Source organism: Algoriphagus vanfongensis DSM 17529 (assembly GCF_000429465.1).
GTDB classification, from domain to species: domain Bacteria; phylum Bacteroidota; class Bacteroidia; order Cytophagales; family Cyclobacteriaceae; genus Algoriphagus; species Algoriphagus vanfongensis.
Map to the genome: position 1 here is coordinate 475910 of NZ_AUBX01000011.1, position 15831 is coordinate 491740.

Here is a 15831-nt window from a genome sequence, read left to right on the forward strand (position 1 = left end):
TTACACTGATCTTTTATCGATTTTACTAGTCAGCGGGTATCTGTGATTTTTTCTGTGCGAATCTGTGGGACAAAAAAAACGACTGAATCTCTCCAGCCGTTCGTAAATCGTAATTCTAAAATCGTAAATCAAGTATACATCGCTCCATTCACATGAAGCACCTGTCCTGAGATATAGGTACTCATATCTGATCCCAAGAACACGCAAGCATCTGCAATCTCTTCAGGCTTTCCACCTCTTTTCATTGGAATAGCTTCTCTCCAACCTTGTACGGTTTTCTCATCCAAAACTTCTGTCATTTCAGTTTCGATGAAACCTGGAGCGATCGCATTGCAACGGATATTTCTGGATCCCAATTCCAAAGCAACTGATTTGGAGAAACCGATGATCCCTGCTTTAGAAGCAGCATAGTTTGCCTGACCGGCATTTCCTTTGGCACCGACTACGGAGGTCATGTTGATAATAGATCCAGCTTTGGCTTTCATCATGGTGCGAGTCGCTGCCTTCACGGTGTTGAAGCAGGATTTTAGGTTGACGTTCATGATTTCATCCCAAGACTCTTCGGTCATTCTCATCAACAGGTTGTCACGGGTGATTCCTGCATTGTTGATCAAAATATCCAATCCACCAAAGTCAGCGACTACACTACTTACCAAGTCTTCGGCAGCTTGGAAATCTGAGGCATCTGAGCGATACCCTTTGGCTTTCACGCCAAATTCAGCCAATTCAGATTCCAATGCTTGTCCTTTTTCTACGGAGGACAAATAAGTAAAAGCGACATTTGCTCCTTCCTGAGCGTATTTGATGGCAATGGCTCTTCCGATGCCCTTGGAGGCTCCGGTGATCAATGCGGTCTTTCCTGAAAGTAAACCCATGAATTATTAAAATTTTGTTTTGCCAAAATTAGAAAAAAAGCCAGAAGAATCGTTTCCGAAGAAATTACATTTCAAATTGTATGAATTTTCAAGTGATAAAACTGGTCCTTGTTGAAAATGTAGAATATTGTGGAAGTCAAATGGTTTCTATCAAAAATTCATTTGGTGAAAATCCTCTTGGGCTGAGTAATGCTTGTTTTTGAATGATTTCGAGGCCTTTTTCCAAATTTTTTTCTGAAGTCAAAAGGTCTATTTTTGCATAGTTTCAAATCGTTATAAAACCAAAATAATATATGTCTTCTACCAAATTTGACCTAATCGTAGTGGGAAGCGGACCAGGTGGCTATGTAGCTGCAATCCGTGCATCTCAGTTGGGCTTGAAAACTGCTATCGTTGAAGCAGCTGAGTTGGGAGGTATCTGCCTCAACTGGGGCTGTATCCCAACCAAAGCTTTGCTCAAAAGTGCTCAGGTATTCGAATACATCAATCATGCTGCAGACTACGGGATCACCGTAAAAGATGCCAAAGCTGATTTTGATGGTATGGTCAAAAGGAGTCGGGGAGTCGCTGATGGCATGTCCAAAGGTGTCAACTTCCTGATGAAGAAAAACAAAATTGAAATCATCGCCGGTTGGGGCAAAGTGCAGCCTGGCAAAAAGGTAGAAGTAGCAGATAAAGACGGAAAGAAAACTGTCTATGCTGCTGACAATATTATCATTGCTACGGGTGCGAGATCCAGAGAATTGCCTTCTATGAAAATGGATGGTAAGAAAATCATCGGATACCGTGAAGCAATGACTTTGGCGAAACAGCCTAAGAAAATGGTCGTGGTAGGTTCTGGTGCGATCGGAGTAGAGTTTGCGTATTTCTACAGCTCCATCGGAACAGAAGTGACTATCGTGGAATTCATGGATAGAATCGTTCCTGTAGAAGATGCTGAGGTTTCTAAAGCTTTGGAAAAACTCTATAAAAAGTCTGGAATGACCATCATGACTTCTTCTGAAGTAACAGGTGTGGATACCAAAGGAACTGGTTGCAAAGTGACTGTGAAAACCGCTAAAGGTGAAGAAACTTTAGAATGTGATGTGGTTCTTTCTGCTGCAGGTGTTGTTTCTAATTTGGAAAACATTGGCTTGGAAGATGTCGGGATTTTGGTGGACAAAGGAAAAATCAAAGTGGACGAATACTACAAAACCAATATGCCGGGTTACTATGCAATTGGTGATGTGATTCCTGGACCGGCTTTGGCTCACGTAGCTTCTGCAGAAGGGATTATTTGTGTAGAAAAAATCGCAGGTCATTCTCCAGAGCCTTTGGATTATGGCAATATCCCAGGATGTACTTACTGTTCTCCAGAGATCGCTTCTGTAGGTATGACTGAAGCAAAAGCGAAGGAAGCTGGCTATGAGTTGAGAATCGGTAAGTTTCCATTCTCTGCATCTGGTAAAGCCTCTGCCGCTGGCGCTAAAGACGGTTTCGTGAAATTGGTATTCGACAAGAAATACGGAGAGCTTCTAGGTGCTCACATGATCGGAGCCAATGTCACTGAAATGATCGCTGAGATCGTTGCTGTTCGTAAATTGGAGACTACTGGGCATGAATTGATCAAAACTGTCCATCCTCACCCAACCATGTCAGAAGCAGTGATGGAAGCTGCAGCTGCTGCATATGATGAGGTGATCCATTTGTAATAGACCTACATTAGATACATTTTGAAAGCCCGTTTTAAAAAGCGGGCTTTTTTCGTGATTTTTCTGAACTTAGAAGAGCATAAACCTGAAATATACATTTGACTTCCTATTCCAAGGCTAAAATACTTCAAAATCAATCGCTTTGCTGCATTGAACTCATTCACCAGAGCGGTGCTATGCTTCATTCGTTTAATGCTTGATTTTCTCGTATTTTAACCTCTCACTACGGATTCAAAAGCATAATCCAGGTTAAACCAATTCAACAGAATGGAACTTCAACTTTCGACACCGGCCTTACTTTTTTCAGCCATCACCCTATTGATGCTGGCTTTCACCAATCGCTTTTTGGCCATCGCCAGTTTGATACGGGGATTGCATAAGAAGTTTGTAGAAAATCCAGATGAAGAAATGATCGTCGAGCAGATCCATAATCTCCGCAAGCGCCTTTCATTGATCAAAAACATGCAGCTCTTCGGGGTATTTAGCTTTCTATTATGCGTGGTTTGTATGTATTTGCTGTTTCATGGCTTTACTGCCGCCGCCAACTGGGTTTTCGTCGGGAGCATGGCTTCTTTGCTGATCGCTTTAGGTTTGTCTTTGTTTGAGATTCAGATTTCGACGAGGGCTTTGAACTTGGAGTTGGCTGATATGGAAGAGATTTTCAAAAAGAGAAGTGGAAGCTTGGACTTCCTTTTCAAAAAAGAGAATAAAAAGAATGAATAAGTTTTATGGAGGGATACTTTCCCTTTTTCTGATTGTGGCTTGCCAGACTAATTCGGGGGAAAAAGCTACGCTACTCGCTTCTCAGGAAAGCAATCACTATATCCGACTGATTAATCTGGATGAAACCAGACAATTTTATACCTGGACTGCAGATCGGATTCCTTTGGTTTCTGCTCATCGTGGAGGGCCCTATCCTGGTTTCCCGGAAAATGCCATCGAGACTTTTGAAAATGTTTTGAGGTTCACTCCGGCCATTATTGAGTTGGATGTGGCGATGACCAAGGATTCGGTTTTGGTCTTGATGCATGATGATGAATTGGACCGAACGACCACCGGAACAGGCAAAGTGGAGGATGTGACCTACGAATACATCCAAGGGCTTTTCTTGGAAGATAATGACGGGAAAAAGACCGATTTTAAAGTCTCAACTTTGGAAGAAGCTTTGAACTGGAGTAAAGGGAAAGCTCTTTTGACAGTCGATATTAAGCGTTCTGTTCCTTTTGAAATGGTAGTCGATGCAGTTCGTGAAACTGAGTCAGAACCCTATGCGGCTTTGATTTCCTATACATTTCCTGCAGCAAAGAAGCTTCATGAGTTGGCTCCGGAACTGATGCTTTCTGTGACCATCCGAAATGAAGATGAAATTCGAAGGTTTGAAGAAACTGGAATTCCTTGGACCAGAGTCATTGCCTTTACTGGAGTAGCAGAGAGAAATCCAGAATTCAATAAAGCTCTCCATGAAAAGGGAGTGTTTACGATTTTGGGAGTCCTGGGCAACCTAGATCGAATGGCGGAGAGCAGAGGAGTTGAAGTGTATGCTTCCTTTGTCCAAAAAGGAGCGGACATTCTCGCTACGGATCGACCGATCGAAGCCGCAAAAGTCTTAAAAAGTTTAAGTCCATCCACCAGTTCAAAATCACCCTATTTTACCCATGTTGATTGATTTAAGAAGTGACACTTTGACCCGGCCTACTCAGGGGATGAAAGAGGCGATGTTTTCAGCTCCGATAGGAGATGATGTGTTTGGAGAAGATCCGACCGTCAATGCCTTGGAGGAGAAAATTGCTAAGATGTTTGGGATGGAAGCCGCTATTTATTGCCCTTCCGGCACGATGACCAATCAGATTGCCATTCGTCTTCATACGGGAATCCAGACTGAAGTGGTCTGCCATGAGCATTCCCATATTTATCTCTATGAAGGAGGAGGGATAATGGCTAATTCACTGGCTTCGGTGAAGCTTTTGCCCGGAAAATTGGGAAAAATCACTGCTTCTCAAGTGGTTGATACGATCAATCCTGACGATGTACATGCTCCCGAGACGACCTTGGTTTCTCTGGAAAACACCATGAACAAAGGTGGAGGTAGCATTTATACCTTGGATGAGATCAAACCCATTCAAGCGATTTGCCAAGAAAAGGGAATCAAATTTCATTTGGATGGAGCGAGACTTTTCAATGCATTGGTTGAGACCGGAGAAAGTCCTGCGGATTGGGGAGCTGAATTTGATACGATTTCTATTTGCTTGAGCAAAGGCTTGGGTTGTCCGGTTGGATCAGTTCTTTTAGGATCTAAAACCGCCATCAAAAAAGCCAGAAAGGTCCGGAAGGTATTTGGAGGAGGAATGCGGCAGGCTGGATTTTTGGCGGCTGCGGGAATCTATGCTTTGGATCATCAGGTAGAGCGACTCAAGGAAGATCATCAAAGAGCTAGGACTTTGGGAGCAATGCTTTCCAAGCTGCCGGTGGTTTCAGAAATCTTCCCTGTTACGACAAATATTGTCATAGCCCGACTGGATGGAATGCCTCCAGAAGTATTTATGGGTAAATTGGACGAGCAAAACATCAAATCAGTCAAATTTGGGAAGGACTTGGTTCGTTTTGTGACTCATTTGGACTTTACGGATGAGCATTTGGCTGAATTTGAAAAGACAATCAACATTCTGAAGACTTAAGATTCCAGTATTCTTTTGTCTTGATTCTGGATTCTAAAATCTTGATACTAAAAAATGAACTCCACCCCATTGGCAGAACGGATGCGTCCCACCCGATTAGAAGATCTGATCGGACAGGACCATTTGTCATCACCTAATTCTTTTCTATTCAAAGCGATTAAATCTGGAAATGTCCCTTCCTTGATCTTGTGGGGACCTCCGGGAGTAGGCAAGACGACCATTGCCAATATCATTGCGAATGAAATAAAGGCTCCTTTCTATACGCTTTCGGCGATCAGTTCTGGAGTGAAAGATATCCGTGAGGTGATTGAGAAAGCGAGATTTCAGCAGGGAGTGGTACTTTTTATCGATGAAATTCATCGCTTCAATAAATCTCAGCAGGATGCCTTGTTGGGCGCTGTGGAGAAAGGAATCATCCGATTGATCGGAGCGACGACCGAGAACCCTTCTTTTGAAGTGAATGCAGCCCTTCTTTCAAGATGTCAGGTTTTTACGCTGAATTCACTGGGCAAGCCTGAGTTAGAAGCTATGATTCAGCAGGCCTTGGAGAAGGATTCTGATTTGAAGAAAATCAAGGTGGATTTGAAGGAAATCGATGCCCTGTTAAGGATTTCTGGAGGAGATGGTAGAAAGCTTTTGAATTTGCTGGAAATCGTCATCGATGGGATCAATGAGAATCCTTGTGAGATCACCGATGAGAAAGTCATGAGTATTGCCCAGCAAAAAGTGGCGCTGTATGACAAGTCGGGCGAGCAACATTACGATATCATTTCGGCTTTTATCAAGTCCATTCGCGGTTCTGACCCGAATGCTGCCGTTTATTGGCTAGCAAGAATGATCGAAGGAGGAGAGGATGTGAAGTTTATTGCCAGAAGATTGGTGATTTTGGCTTCAGAAGATATCGGCAATGCTAATCCAAATGCTTTGCTTTTGGCGACTAATTGCTTTGAGGCCGTGAAGATGATCGGCTATCCAGAGTCGAGAATTATTCTTTCCCAGTGTGTGACTTATCTGGCGAGCTCTCCAAAAAGCAATGCGGCCTACATGGCGATCAACCAAGCCCAATCTTTGGTTCGTGAAACGGGCGATTTATCTGTCCCGCTTCACCTGAGAAATGCTCCGACGAAATTGATGAAGGATCTGAACTATGGGAAAGCATACAAATACTCCCATGATTTTCCGGGAAATTTCGTGAATCAGGAGTTTCTTCCGGATGAAATCGTCGGGCGTACTTTGTACGAACCCGGAGAGAATGCGAGGGAGAATGAATTGCGGAGATTTTTGAAATCCAGATGGGCGGATAAGTACGGATACTGAGCTGTCTCGACTCGCTAAGTGGATAATTATTTCAGTATTGATTTTTTTATTTGCAAGCTTTATGATTTTTTAAGGGTGTGATTGTGCTGATCGGTGTATTTTTAATGAAAATTAGAAGATATTGTCCATTAGTGGACGATTGAGGCGTTTTCACCGATGCTCAGATCACATTTCAGATAACAAACCCTTAATTTTTACCATGAGAAAATTAATTGCTTTAGGCCTACTGACGGGAGTGCTTGCTACCCCTGCTTTGGCTCAAAAGAAAATTGAATTCAAGGAATTTACCTTGGACAATGGATTGCATGTCATCATGCATCAGGACAATTCGACTCCGATAGTCAATACTTCTGTTTTGTATCATGTCGGATCGAAAAATGAACAGCCAGATAGAACTGGCTTTGCGCACTTCTTCGAGCACTTGATGTTTGAAGGAAGTGAAAACATCGAAAGAGGTCAATATATGAATATCATTCAGGGCCGCGGCGGGACTTTGAATGCCTACACCTCTAATGACATTACATTTTACTACGAAACCCTCCCTTCCAATGAGCTGGAACTGGCTCTGTACATGGAAAGTGAGCGGATGCTCCATTCCAAAGTGGATATTACAGGAGTGGAGACGCAGCGGGAGGTAGTGAAAGAAGAATATCGTCAGAGCTATGAAAATAGACCTTATGGTACGATTCTATTGGAGACACTCAAAAGAGCGTATTCCGAGCATCCATACCGATGGGCTCCGATTGGTTCTTTGGATGACTTGAACGCTGCCAAAATCGAGGAGTTTCAACAGTTTTATAAGGACTTCTATGTGCCAAACAATGCGACTTTGACGATTGCAGGGGACATTGATTACAAGCAAACTGAAGAGTGGGTGAGAGCTTATTTTTCCGAGATTCCGAAAGGAACCAAAGAAATCTACAGACCCAATGTCTCTGAGCCCAAGAAAACAACCGAAATCCGGGATGTCATCTACGACAATATTCAAATCCCTGCAGTGATCCAGGCCTACAATCTTCCTCCTCAGACTCATCCGGATTCCTATGCGATGAATATGTTATCTACCTATTTGACTGGTGGGAATTCATCTTTGATGACGAAGGAGTTGGTAGATAAGCAGCAAAAAGCACTGGCAGTAGCTGCAATTCCTTTGGAACTGGAAGACGGTGGACTATTCATCATGTATGGTATTACCAATATGGGAGTGGCACCGGAAGATTTGGAATCTGAAATTGATGTTTTGCTGAGAAAAGTACAGCAGGAAGGTATCTCTGATCAGGATTTTGCGAAGCTTCAGAATATCATGGAAAACAATATTGTCAGCAGCAATTCGTCGATGGCTGGTGTGGGAGAAAATCTGGCACAAGCGCATGTAATCTATGGAGATACAGACTATATCAACAAAACCATGGAAAACTACAGCAAGGTGACTCAGGAAGATATCAAGCGGGTAGCCAATGAATATCTCAATTTGGAAGGTCGAGTGGTGCTTTACTACCTACCGAAACCAAAAGATGCGACTGAATAATTGTTTCAACTTAAAATTAGCAAATCGATGAAAAGATATATTCTAACCTATTTCATGGCCTTTTTGGTGGCCAATCTTGCTTTTTCGCAAGTTGATAGAAGCAAATTTCCCGAACCAGGTCCAGCGCCTGAAATCAAAATCGCAGATGCCGAGACATTTACTTTGGACAATGGTCTGAAAGTGTTTTTGGTCAAGAATGATAAACTTCCGAGAGTTTCTTTTACCCTGATTTTGGATAGAGATCCTTTGTTTGAGGGAGACAAGGCTGGTTTGACAGGTTTTGTGGGACAAATGATGACTTCCGGTACGACTACCCGTACTAAGGATCAATTGGATGAAGAGGTGGACTTTATAGGCGCAAGTCTTAACGCCGGCTCGACTTCGATTTCAGCTTCGTCCCTTAAAAAGCATCAGGCCAAAATTTTGGATCTAATGACTGATGTGCTGTACAATCCGTCCTTTCCGGAGGAAGAAATGGAAAGACTGAGAAAGCAGACTTTGACAGCTTTGGCACAAAGCAAAGACAATCCCAATGCGATCTCTGGAAGAATGGCTTCCGCGATGGTCTATGGAAAAGATCATCCTTATGGTGAGGTAGAGACAGAGGAGACAGTCAATAATGTGACTGTTCAGGATGTGAAGCAATACTATCAGACCTTCTTTAAACCCAACATTGCCTATCTGGCAATCGTGGGAGATATGGATAAAAGTGAGGCAGAAAAGGTCGTGAAGGAGTATTTTTCTGCTTGGAAACCTGGAGATGTGCCTACTTTTGACTACACAGTTCCTTCCAGACCTGCGGTCAACCAAGTTGGTCTTGTAGACAGAAGCTCAGCAGCCGTGCAGACAGTAGTAGATGTCGTACAGCCGGTTCAGTTGAATATCGGGGATGAGGATTATATCCCAAGTAGACTGCTCAATCAAATCTTTGGTGGAGGATCTTCTTCAAGATTGTTTATGAACTTGAGAGAAGACAAAGGCTATACTTACGGAGCCTACTCTTCTATCAGCGCTGATAAATTGGTGGGCGAAATATCCGCCAATGCCTCTGTTCGTACGGAAGTGACAGACTCTGCCATCGTGGAGATTTTGCATGAGTACAACAAGTTGGTAGAGGGCGGAGTGACGCAAGAAGAGCTGGATAAGGCGAAGGCTTATTTGACAGGGTCATTTGGACGATCTCTGGAGAGTCCTGCTACGATTGCCAACTTTGCTTTGAATATCGAGCGATATGACCTTCCAGCAGACTACTACAAGACTTATCTTCAAACCATGAATGCGATGTCTGTTGCGGATATCAATGCTACAGCCAAAAAATTAATGGATCCATCAAAACTGTATATTACCGCAGTGGGAAATGCAGCCGAGATCCAGAACAAGTTGGCTCAGTTTGGAGAAGTGAAGCTGTATGATAACATGGGCTTTCCTGCCAAGGAACTGACAGCAGATGCAGATATGACTGCAGAGAAAGTATTGAGCAAGTATTTGGAAGCTATCGGTGGAGCCGAAAAGGCAAAAGCTATCAAAACGGCCACCATGAAACTGGATGCAGATGTGATGGGAACTGCCCTGACGATCGAGATGTATTACGATGCTGAGGGAGGCAAATATTCTCAAAAAACTTTGGTAGGTGGCAATGTCATGCAGATGACGTCGATTCTTGAAGAAAGCGGATCAGTGAGTGCTCAAGGGCAAAGCATGAATTTGACACCGGAGCAATTTGCCGATGCCAAAGTGAATTCATACCTATTCCCAGAGGCTTGGCTGGCAGAGTTGGGTTACAAGGCTACCTTGGATGGTTTGAAAGATGTAGAAGGAACTCCAGGCTATAAAGTGATCATGGAGTCTCCTGCAGGAGCCAAACTGATTAATTACTATGATGCTGAAACTGGCTTGAAAATCAAAAATGAAAATCCATTGTCCGGTGATACCTTCTTCAAGGATTATCAGGAAAAAGAGGGCGTGCTACTTCCTATGACCTGGGTTATCAAGTCTCAGATGATTCCGGTTCCTTTGGAAGGGAAAATGAGTGCTGTCGAGATCAATCCTCCTTTGACAGAAGAGGATTTCAAATAAAAATTTAGAATTTGAAAAGAAGAAGGCTGCCTTTGCTGAAAGGGCAGCCTCTTTTTTTCACTACTTACTCCATCCATGTTTTCCGAAGTGTGTTTTCCTCTTCGATTTCAATAGTCAGTTTGGGGAAATAGGTGGTGTCACTCATCGCATAACTTTGTTTGTGGACGGTGCCATTAATTCGTTGAATCCGTAGTTCGATCTTTTCAGGACTGAATTTCACTTCTTCGACCAGGTCACCTATCATGAGTTGATGGTAAGCCGGGCTATGGGGATGTATTTTTTTTATTTGGTCTTCTGCTAGGATTACACCCAAGTGATGTGTCAATTTTGATTCGTGTGGCTTGGAAGCGATGTTCAATCCAAGATTGCCTATTTCAGACTTGAGGAAATCAATGATGGATTTATTGCCTGCGATGTAATCTTGGAAAAACAGATCAGCATTCCAGTTTTTAGTATTTCTTGCTATGAGTTGCCAAAAGGAATAATGCCGGTATCCTCGCTTTTGCTTTCCAAATTTGAGCCAAGCTAGCTTCATAATCTGCGGAAGTGAGTGCCCGTGTTTCAGTAAAACAATATCTAATGCAAAGGCAATTAGGGCGCCATTGGCATAGATGTTTTGTTTTCTATCAGGAGCACCTTCCTGATAGCCATCCAACCAGAGGTCCCTCGAAGATTCTAGAATTGACTGATGCATCCATCCAAAGTGCTGAGCGACGCGGTTGAGGGTTTTTTCTAGCTCTCTGCTATACTCAGCTAAGTCAAAGAAACCTGATTTCAACAGATAAAGATCCCCCATGTAAGTAGTGATCCCTTCTAGTATCCAGCCTGTGTCGCTGTAGTTTTCTTTGGAAAAATCGTAAGGGTAAAGTTCCGACGGACGAATCCTGCATACGTTCCAGCTGTGATAGAGCTCATGCGAACTCACGCCGATCAAGTCGGCGAGGTTTTCTTTATTCTGTAGTTCCGTAGCAGGACCGTAGGTGATCACAGTGCCTTTTTGATGTTCTACACCATGGTAATGCTTATAGGGTAGGAGTTGGTAGATGAAGTGGTATTCTTCTTCTGGGAATTCCCCGAAGTCTCGGATTTGTTTTTGTGTAAACTGCTCAAAAACCTGCAGGAATTTTTCCTTTTCAAAATGGATTTCGCCATGAAACCACAAGTTGAAATGAGTGCCCTCTACCTCATAGGTCCATTGTGTGAGTTGCTGAGCAGCCAGCAAAGTCGAGTCTGCCAGTTCCTGAAAATCCTTGGCGAGATATCCATCTTTTGTAGCGGGAAGTGTGCAGATGACTTTTGGGAAATGGGGGTTAGAAAACCGAATGGAGTAGGGAATATTGGCAATTCCCTTGACCTCTAGACAGCAATTCACAAAATTGACATAGACCTGCTGGTCATCTATCCATGAGGACCCGGCATCCATCTTGCCCGCAAAATACTCGTATCTGACGCTGTAGACTCCACTAGCTTCTGCGGAGAAAGTCCAAGAATCTTTGCTTGTCTTCGAGAAAATCACAGGAGAGCCATCGGGCTGAACAATGCTGAACTCCCGGATATTTTGTGCATAATTTGCCAGCTGATACCTTCCTGCACGCCATGCGGGCAGCTGTAACTGGATTTTTGCAGGAAACTGAATCGGGATAGAAAGTTGGATTTGAAGGTATTGAGAGCAAGGATTTGCGGTGGAAAGGGTGTATTCTAGCATTATTTAATCAATTGACATTCAATAAATGTAAGTCGGTTGTTTGAATTTCAGAAAAGGCTACATATCTTTGCAGTCCTTTTTGAGGGGTAAGCCATTTGCTTCTCTTCAAAATAGAAGCTAAACGAAAGAAATCAGTTAAAGATATAAGTCATGAAAAGAACATTTCAGCCTTCTCGCAGAAAAAGAAAAAATAAGCACGGCTTCAGAGAAAGAATGTCTTCTGCTAACGGTAGACGAGTGCTTAAAGCTCGTAGAGCAAAAGGGAGAAAAAAATTGTCCGTTTCCTCTGAAAAGACCTTGAAGAAGTAATTCTTCGGGGTAATTTCGTAAGTTGCAGTTAGATTTCTGTCCTTGCGATGAACTACAGATTACCAAAGAGTGAGCGGCTTTATGCCCAAAAAGCTATCAAGGAACTTTTTAACGAAGGTTCCTCTTTTTTTTTATACCCCTTCAAGGTCATGTACCTCAGCAAGGACGGGGAGGATGCGTCTTCACCTCAGGTCCTTTTTTCAGTTTCTAAGAAAAAGGTGAAACGAGCCGTGGGCCGCAATCGCCTCAAAAGAAGAATTCGGGAGGCGTATCGCCTTAACAAACATTTGCTTCAAAATCCCGATCGTAGCCTGTATCTTGGCCTGATCTATGTGTCATCAGATGACCTGAGTTTTGCCGAGATTGAGAAAAAAGTGAAAATCATTTTGGAAAAGACATCCACTCTCATCACACGAACTACCGAAAGCCATGAATAAAACAATAAAAAATCGTCTTCTACTGCTAGTAGGGGCAGGACTGCTTATTAGCGGTTTTTTTGCTTTCACTGTCAAAAATGACAAGCTATTCACCCTCGCTAAAAACATAGATATTTTTGCGACTCTGGTGAGAGAGCTGGATTCTTACTATGTAGATGAGATTGATCCGGATGAGTTGGTGACCATAGGGATCAATGCGATGCTGGAGGAGTTGGATCCCTATACTGAATATGTGCCTGAGGAAGAGTCAGCTGATTTCAGAATGCTGACGACCGGGGAATACGCAGGGATCGGAGCTTTGATCGGAGGACGCGGAGATGGGAATATCATCATTATGCCTTACACTGGATTTCCGGCTCAAAACGCCGGTTTGAAAATTGCGGATAGATTACTCCGAGTGGATTCCGTTGATGTTACGGAAAAAGTAACCTCTGATGTGTCGGAGCTACTCAAGGGGCCAGCGAATACACCTGTTTTCATTCAAGTGGTGCGAGATCGGGATACCTTGGAGTTTAATCTGATGCGAAAGAAGATTTCGCTGAAAAATGTGCCTTACTATGGGAAGCTGGATGAAAAAACCGGTTATATCAAATTGGGAGATTTCACGACCAATGCCTCAAACGAAGTGCGTACAGCACTAGTCAGCCTCAAGGAACAAGGGGTTGAAAAGTTGGTGCTTGATCTGCGTGATAATCCAGGAGGTTTGCTGAACGAGGCGGTTGAGATTGTCAATCTATTTATTCCTAAAGGAAAAGAAGTCGTAAAGACCATAGGGAAACTTGAGAATGTGAATTTCACCTACAAGACTACCAAAACCCCGGTAGATAAGGATATTCCTCTTGTCGTATTGATCAATGAGCGAAGTGCTTCAGCCTCTGAGATTGTCGCTGGAGCTTTGCAAGACTATGATCGAGCTGTTTTAGTTGGAAGAAAATCTTTTGGCAAAGGATTGGTGCAGACTACCATTCCTTTGACCTATAATGCTCAGATGAAAGTCACTACGGCCAAATACTATATCCCAAGTGGTAGATGTATTCAGGCGATTGATTATGCACAAAGTCGGGAAAACGGCGAGCTGATCTCTGTTCCGGATTCTCTGAGAAAGGAATTTAAGACTAAAAATGGAAGGATTGTATTGGATGGGGCTGGCATCGAGCCAGATTCCACTGTCGATGCAAAGTCTTATGCACCGATCACCTATAGTCTGGTGGCGCGTAATCACGTCTTCGACTTTGGTACAGAATACTTTTATAAGCATCCGTCCATTGCCAATCCGAGAGAATTTGAGATTTCAGATCAGGAGTACGAGGGCTTTGTCTCTTGGCTGGATGGCAAAGAGTATGACTACACGACTTATTTGGAAAAGTCAGTGGAGGATATGAAAAAAATTGCCGAAAAGGCTCCGTATTACGATGAGATTAAGAGTCAAATCGATTCGCTGGAAAAACGTGTACACCATAGCAAAGAACAAGATTTGATCACCTATAAGGACGAAGTCAAAAAAGTGATTTCCGAGGAGATCATTTCCAGGTATTATTTCCAAGAAGGTATGATCGAAGCGGGGCTGGATGAGGATAAGGATATCCAGCAAGCGATGAAGCTGCTGGATTCTCCACAGTTAGTTCGTTCCATCTTGACTGCTTCTGCTCCATGAGTCAAATCCCAATTCTCTCTATAGAAACTTCCACTGACGTGTGCTCTGTCGCGATTCATCTTTCGGGAGAGCTCAAGGCTTGTGCAGAACTGAATGAAAAAGGTGTGCATTCAGCGAAGATTATGAGTTTGATAGAAGAAGTGCTTCGTAAAGCTTCTTTGCAAATTTCAGATTTGAAAGCAGTGGCAGTATCTGAGGGGCCGGGTTCTTATACCGGGCTGAGGATAGGTGTTTCTACGGCCAAAGGACTTTGTTTTGGTTTGGGTATTCCGCTGGTAGCGGTGAATACACTGCAGGGTTTGGCTTTTCAGCTAAATCAGGCCGATAAGCAAGCCACAATCATAGCCTTGTTGGATGCCAGAAGAATGGAGGTGTATAGTCAGGTGTTCTCTGCTCAAGGGGAGATTTTGAGAGAATTGAAAGCAGAAGTGCTTGATGAATTGATTTATGCCGGCTATTTGGATCAAGGTCTGGTTTACTTCATTGGAGATGGAGCTGGCAAGGCAAGTTCCTTGATTCAGCATCAGAATGCTCAATTTTTGGAGAACCAAGTTTCTGCCAATTCTGTTGGTGAAATTGCATGGCTGAAATATGAAAAGCAGGAATTTGAAGACCTGGCTTATTTCGTGCCCAACTATTTAAAAGAATTCAAAGCACTTCATTCTAAGAAAAACCCCTTATTGGCATGAGTGAGATAGTCAACCGAGTAGCGCAAAGTAGCATTGTATCTGTTAATCTGGAGGAAGGATACCCTAGAGAAGAAAGAGTGTTGTTTGATCTCAAGCCTTTCTTATTTCAGGAGTTGGTGTTGAGAGAGAAAGATTTTCGGGCTCAGCTAAAGGAACAGGATTGGTCTACCTTCGAAGGGAAATGGGTTGCAGTGACCTGTAGCGTGGATGCAATTATACCTACTTGGGCATATATGCTCGTTGGGACATATCTGGAAAATGTCGCTAGTGGCTATGTGCTCGGAGATTTATCTGACTTGGAAAACCACATTGCGAAGATTCATGTTTCTAAATTTGATGTAGAATCAGTCAGAGATCGACCAGTTGTGATCAAGGGATGCAGTGAATTGCCGATCCCGCTTTATGCGTATGGAAGTCTCCTTTCCTTGGTTCAGAACCACGCAAAGTCCATAATGTATGGAGAACCGTGTAGTACGGTACCACTTTTTAAAAAGCCAAAGTCTTGATTCTGAATCGGCTGTGAATTTACTTTAAAAAACTTCTCTTTTTTTTTGGTGGTAGGTATTGTGGACTCGGATAATTCTCGGATATTTGCACTCCCAATCGACGCAAACGGCGCTGGGAAAATTTGAAAAACGGGGTAGAGCAGGAGGATGGTTCTGGTGATATCGGGGCCGATGAAATGAGAGAGCAGAGACGTTGAAAAAAATATTTCAAAAAGTTTTTGTGATTGAAAAAACTTCTACTACCTTTGCAAACCCAATCGGAAAGAGATCGGGAAATAAAAACAGAAAAACACGGAAAACGGGCTGAATAGGCAGTTTTTTGGCAGAAACCGGAAACGACCGGTATCAAGTTCTTTGAAGTGATGTAAG

At 43.1% G+C, this 15831-nt stretch carries 14 protein-coding genes; 12 read left to right on the plus strand and 2 right to left on the minus strand.

The genetic code is table 11. The annotated features are described in order from the left end of the window. Positions 1 to 128 precede the first annotated feature (128 nt). Positions 129 to 875: a 3-oxoacyl-[acyl-carrier-protein] reductase gene (gene fabG, locus G460_RS0111110; RefSeq protein ID WP_026955416.1), complete on the minus strand. Its 747-nt coding sequence runs from the start codon at positions 873 to 875 to the stop codon at positions 129 to 131. 293 nt (positions 876 to 1168) lie between these two features. Here fabG and lpdA point away from each other — a divergent pair, with 293 nt between their 5' ends. From lpdA to G460_RS0111150, 7 genes are all read left to right on the plus strand, one after another. Continuing rightward, positions 1169 to 2566: a dihydrolipoyl dehydrogenase gene (lpdA, locus tag G460_RS0111120; protein ID WP_026955417.1), complete on the plus strand. Its 1398-nt coding sequence runs from the start codon at positions 1169 to 1171 to the stop codon at positions 2564 to 2566. 267 nt (positions 2567 to 2833) lie between these two features. Further along, positions 2834 to 3289 (plus strand): DUF2721 domain-containing protein, encoded by a 456-nt coding sequence (locus G460_RS0111125; protein WP_026955418.1) that lies wholly within the window; start codon positions 2834 to 2836, stop codon positions 3287 to 3289. Then, positions 3282 to 4232, plus strand: a complete 951-nt coding sequence (locus G460_RS0111130; protein ID WP_035464311.1) for a glycerophosphodiester phosphodiesterase family protein — start codon at positions 3282 to 3284, stop codon at positions 4230 to 4232. The genes G460_RS0111125 and G460_RS0111130 overlap by 8 nt, the downstream gene beginning before the upstream one ends. Then, the gene (locus G460_RS0111135; RefSeq protein ID WP_026955420.1) at positions 4222 to 5241 is read left to right on the plus strand and encodes a threonine aldolase family protein; all 1020 of its coding nucleotides are present in this window, start codon (positions 4222 to 4224) and stop codon (positions 5239 to 5241) included. The genes G460_RS0111130 and G460_RS0111135 overlap by 11 nt, the downstream gene beginning before the upstream one ends. Before the next feature lie 54 nt (positions 5242 to 5295). After that, the gene (locus G460_RS0111140) at positions 5296 to 6558 is read left to right on the plus strand and encodes a replication-associated recombination protein A (protein ID WP_026955421.1); all 1263 of its coding nucleotides are present in this window, start codon (positions 5296 to 5298) and stop codon (positions 6556 to 6558) included. Positions 6559 to 6757: 199 nt separating this feature from the next. Further along, a complete protein-coding gene (locus G460_RS0111145) occupies positions 6758 to 8086 on the plus strand; it encodes a M16 family metallopeptidase (RefSeq protein ID WP_026955422.1) in 1329 nt (442 codons plus the stop codon). A gap of 27 nt (positions 8087 to 8113) precedes the next feature. Continuing rightward, positions 8114 to 10162, plus strand: coding sequence for a M16 family metallopeptidase (locus G460_RS0111150; protein WP_026955423.1), 2049 nt, complete (start codon positions 8114 to 8116; stop codon positions 10160 to 10162). A 64-nt stretch (positions 10163 to 10226) separates the two neighbouring features. On the opposite strand, the gene G460_RS21800 is transcribed toward G460_RS0111150, so the two are convergent. Then, positions 10227 to 11867 carry a M61 family metallopeptidase gene (locus G460_RS21800; protein ID WP_051316014.1) on the minus strand — a complete coding sequence of 547 codons (1641 nt, stop codon included), beginning with the start codon at positions 11865 to 11867 and terminating at the stop codon, positions 10227 to 10229. Positions 11868 to 12017: 150 nt separating this feature from the next. On the opposite strand from G460_RS21800, the gene rpmH reads away from it, so the two are divergent. Genes rpmH through G460_RS0111175 form a run of 5 tightly spaced genes read left to right on the plus strand, consistent with a single transcriptional unit; the run spans position 12018 to position 15462 of the window. Then, positions 12018 to 12176 carry a 50S ribosomal protein L34 gene (rpmH, locus tag G460_RS22885; protein ID WP_084421262.1) on the plus strand — a complete coding sequence of 53 codons (159 nt, stop codon included), beginning with the start codon at positions 12018 to 12020 and terminating at the stop codon, positions 12174 to 12176. Between the two features lie 47 nt (positions 12177 to 12223). Then, positions 12224 to 12613, plus strand: coding sequence for a ribonuclease P protein component (rnpA, locus tag G460_RS0111160; RefSeq protein ID WP_026955424.1), 390 nt, complete (start codon positions 12224 to 12226; stop codon positions 12611 to 12613). Continuing rightward, a complete protein-coding gene (locus tag G460_RS0111165; protein WP_026955425.1) occupies positions 12606 to 14267 on the plus strand; it encodes a S41 family peptidase in 1662 nt (553 codons plus the stop codon). Before rnpA ends, G460_RS0111165 begins: the two co-directional genes overlap by 8 nt. Then, on the plus strand, positions 14264 to 14956 hold the full coding sequence (gene tsaB / locus G460_RS0111170) for a tRNA (adenosine(37)-N6)-threonylcarbamoyltransferase complex dimerization subunit type 1 TsaB (RefSeq protein ID WP_026955426.1): 693 nt from the start codon (positions 14264 to 14266) through the stop codon (positions 14954 to 14956). Before G460_RS0111165 ends, tsaB begins: the two co-directional genes overlap by 4 nt. After that, a complete protein-coding gene (locus G460_RS0111175) occupies positions 14953 to 15462 on the plus strand; it encodes a DUF2480 family protein (RefSeq protein WP_026955427.1) in 510 nt (169 codons plus the stop codon). Before tsaB ends, G460_RS0111175 begins: the two co-directional genes overlap by 4 nt. The last annotated feature ends 369 nt before the right edge of the window (positions 15463 to 15831 follow it).

What these genes read in the sequence shown, in the direction of transcription:
- fabG (WP_026955416.1), bottom strand. Translation starts at nt 875, where the DNA reads ATGGGTTTACTTTCAGGAAAGACCGCATTGATCACCGGAGCCTCCAAG.
- lpdA (WP_026955417.1), top strand. Translation starts at nt 1,169, where the DNA reads ATGTCTTCTACCAAATTTGACCTAATCGTAGTGGGAAGCGGACCAGGT.
- G460_RS0111125 (WP_026955418.1), top strand. Translation starts at nt 2,834, where the DNA reads ATGGAACTTCAACTTTCGACACCGGCCTTACTTTTTTCAGCCATCACC.
- G460_RS0111130 (WP_035464311.1), top strand. Translation starts at nt 3,282, where the DNA reads ATGAATAAGTTTTATGGAGGGATACTTTCCCTTTTTCTGATTGTGGCT.
- G460_RS0111135 (WP_026955420.1), top strand. Translation starts at nt 4,222, where the DNA reads ATGTTGATTGATTTAAGAAGTGACACTTTGACCCGGCCTACTCAGGGG.
- G460_RS0111140 (WP_026955421.1), top strand. Translation starts at nt 5,296, where the DNA reads ATGAACTCCACCCCATTGGCAGAACGGATGCGTCCCACCCGATTAGAA.
- G460_RS0111145 (WP_026955422.1), top strand. Translation starts at nt 6,758, where the DNA reads ATGAGAAAATTAATTGCTTTAGGCCTACTGACGGGAGTGCTTGCTACC.
- G460_RS0111150 (WP_026955423.1), top strand. Translation starts at nt 8,114, where the DNA reads ATGAAAAGATATATTCTAACCTATTTCATGGCCTTTTTGGTGGCCAAT.
- G460_RS21800 (WP_051316014.1), bottom strand. Translation starts at nt 11,867, where the DNA reads ATGCTAGAATACACCCTTTCCACCGCAAATCCTTGCTCTCAATACCTT.
- rpmH (WP_084421262.1), top strand. Translation starts at nt 12,018, where the DNA reads ATGAAAAGAACATTTCAGCCTTCTCGCAGAAAAAGAAAAAATAAGCAC.
- rnpA (WP_026955424.1), top strand. Translation starts at nt 12,224, where the DNA reads ATGAACTACAGATTACCAAAGAGTGAGCGGCTTTATGCCCAAAAAGCT.
- G460_RS0111165 (WP_026955425.1), top strand. Translation starts at nt 12,606, where the DNA reads ATGAATAAAACAATAAAAAATCGTCTTCTACTGCTAGTAGGGGCAGGA.
- tsaB (WP_026955426.1), top strand. Translation starts at nt 14,264, where the DNA reads ATGAGTCAAATCCCAATTCTCTCTATAGAAACTTCCACTGACGTGTGC.
- G460_RS0111175 (WP_026955427.1), top strand. Translation starts at nt 14,953, where the DNA reads ATGAGTGAGATAGTCAACCGAGTAGCGCAAAGTAGCATTGTATCTGTT.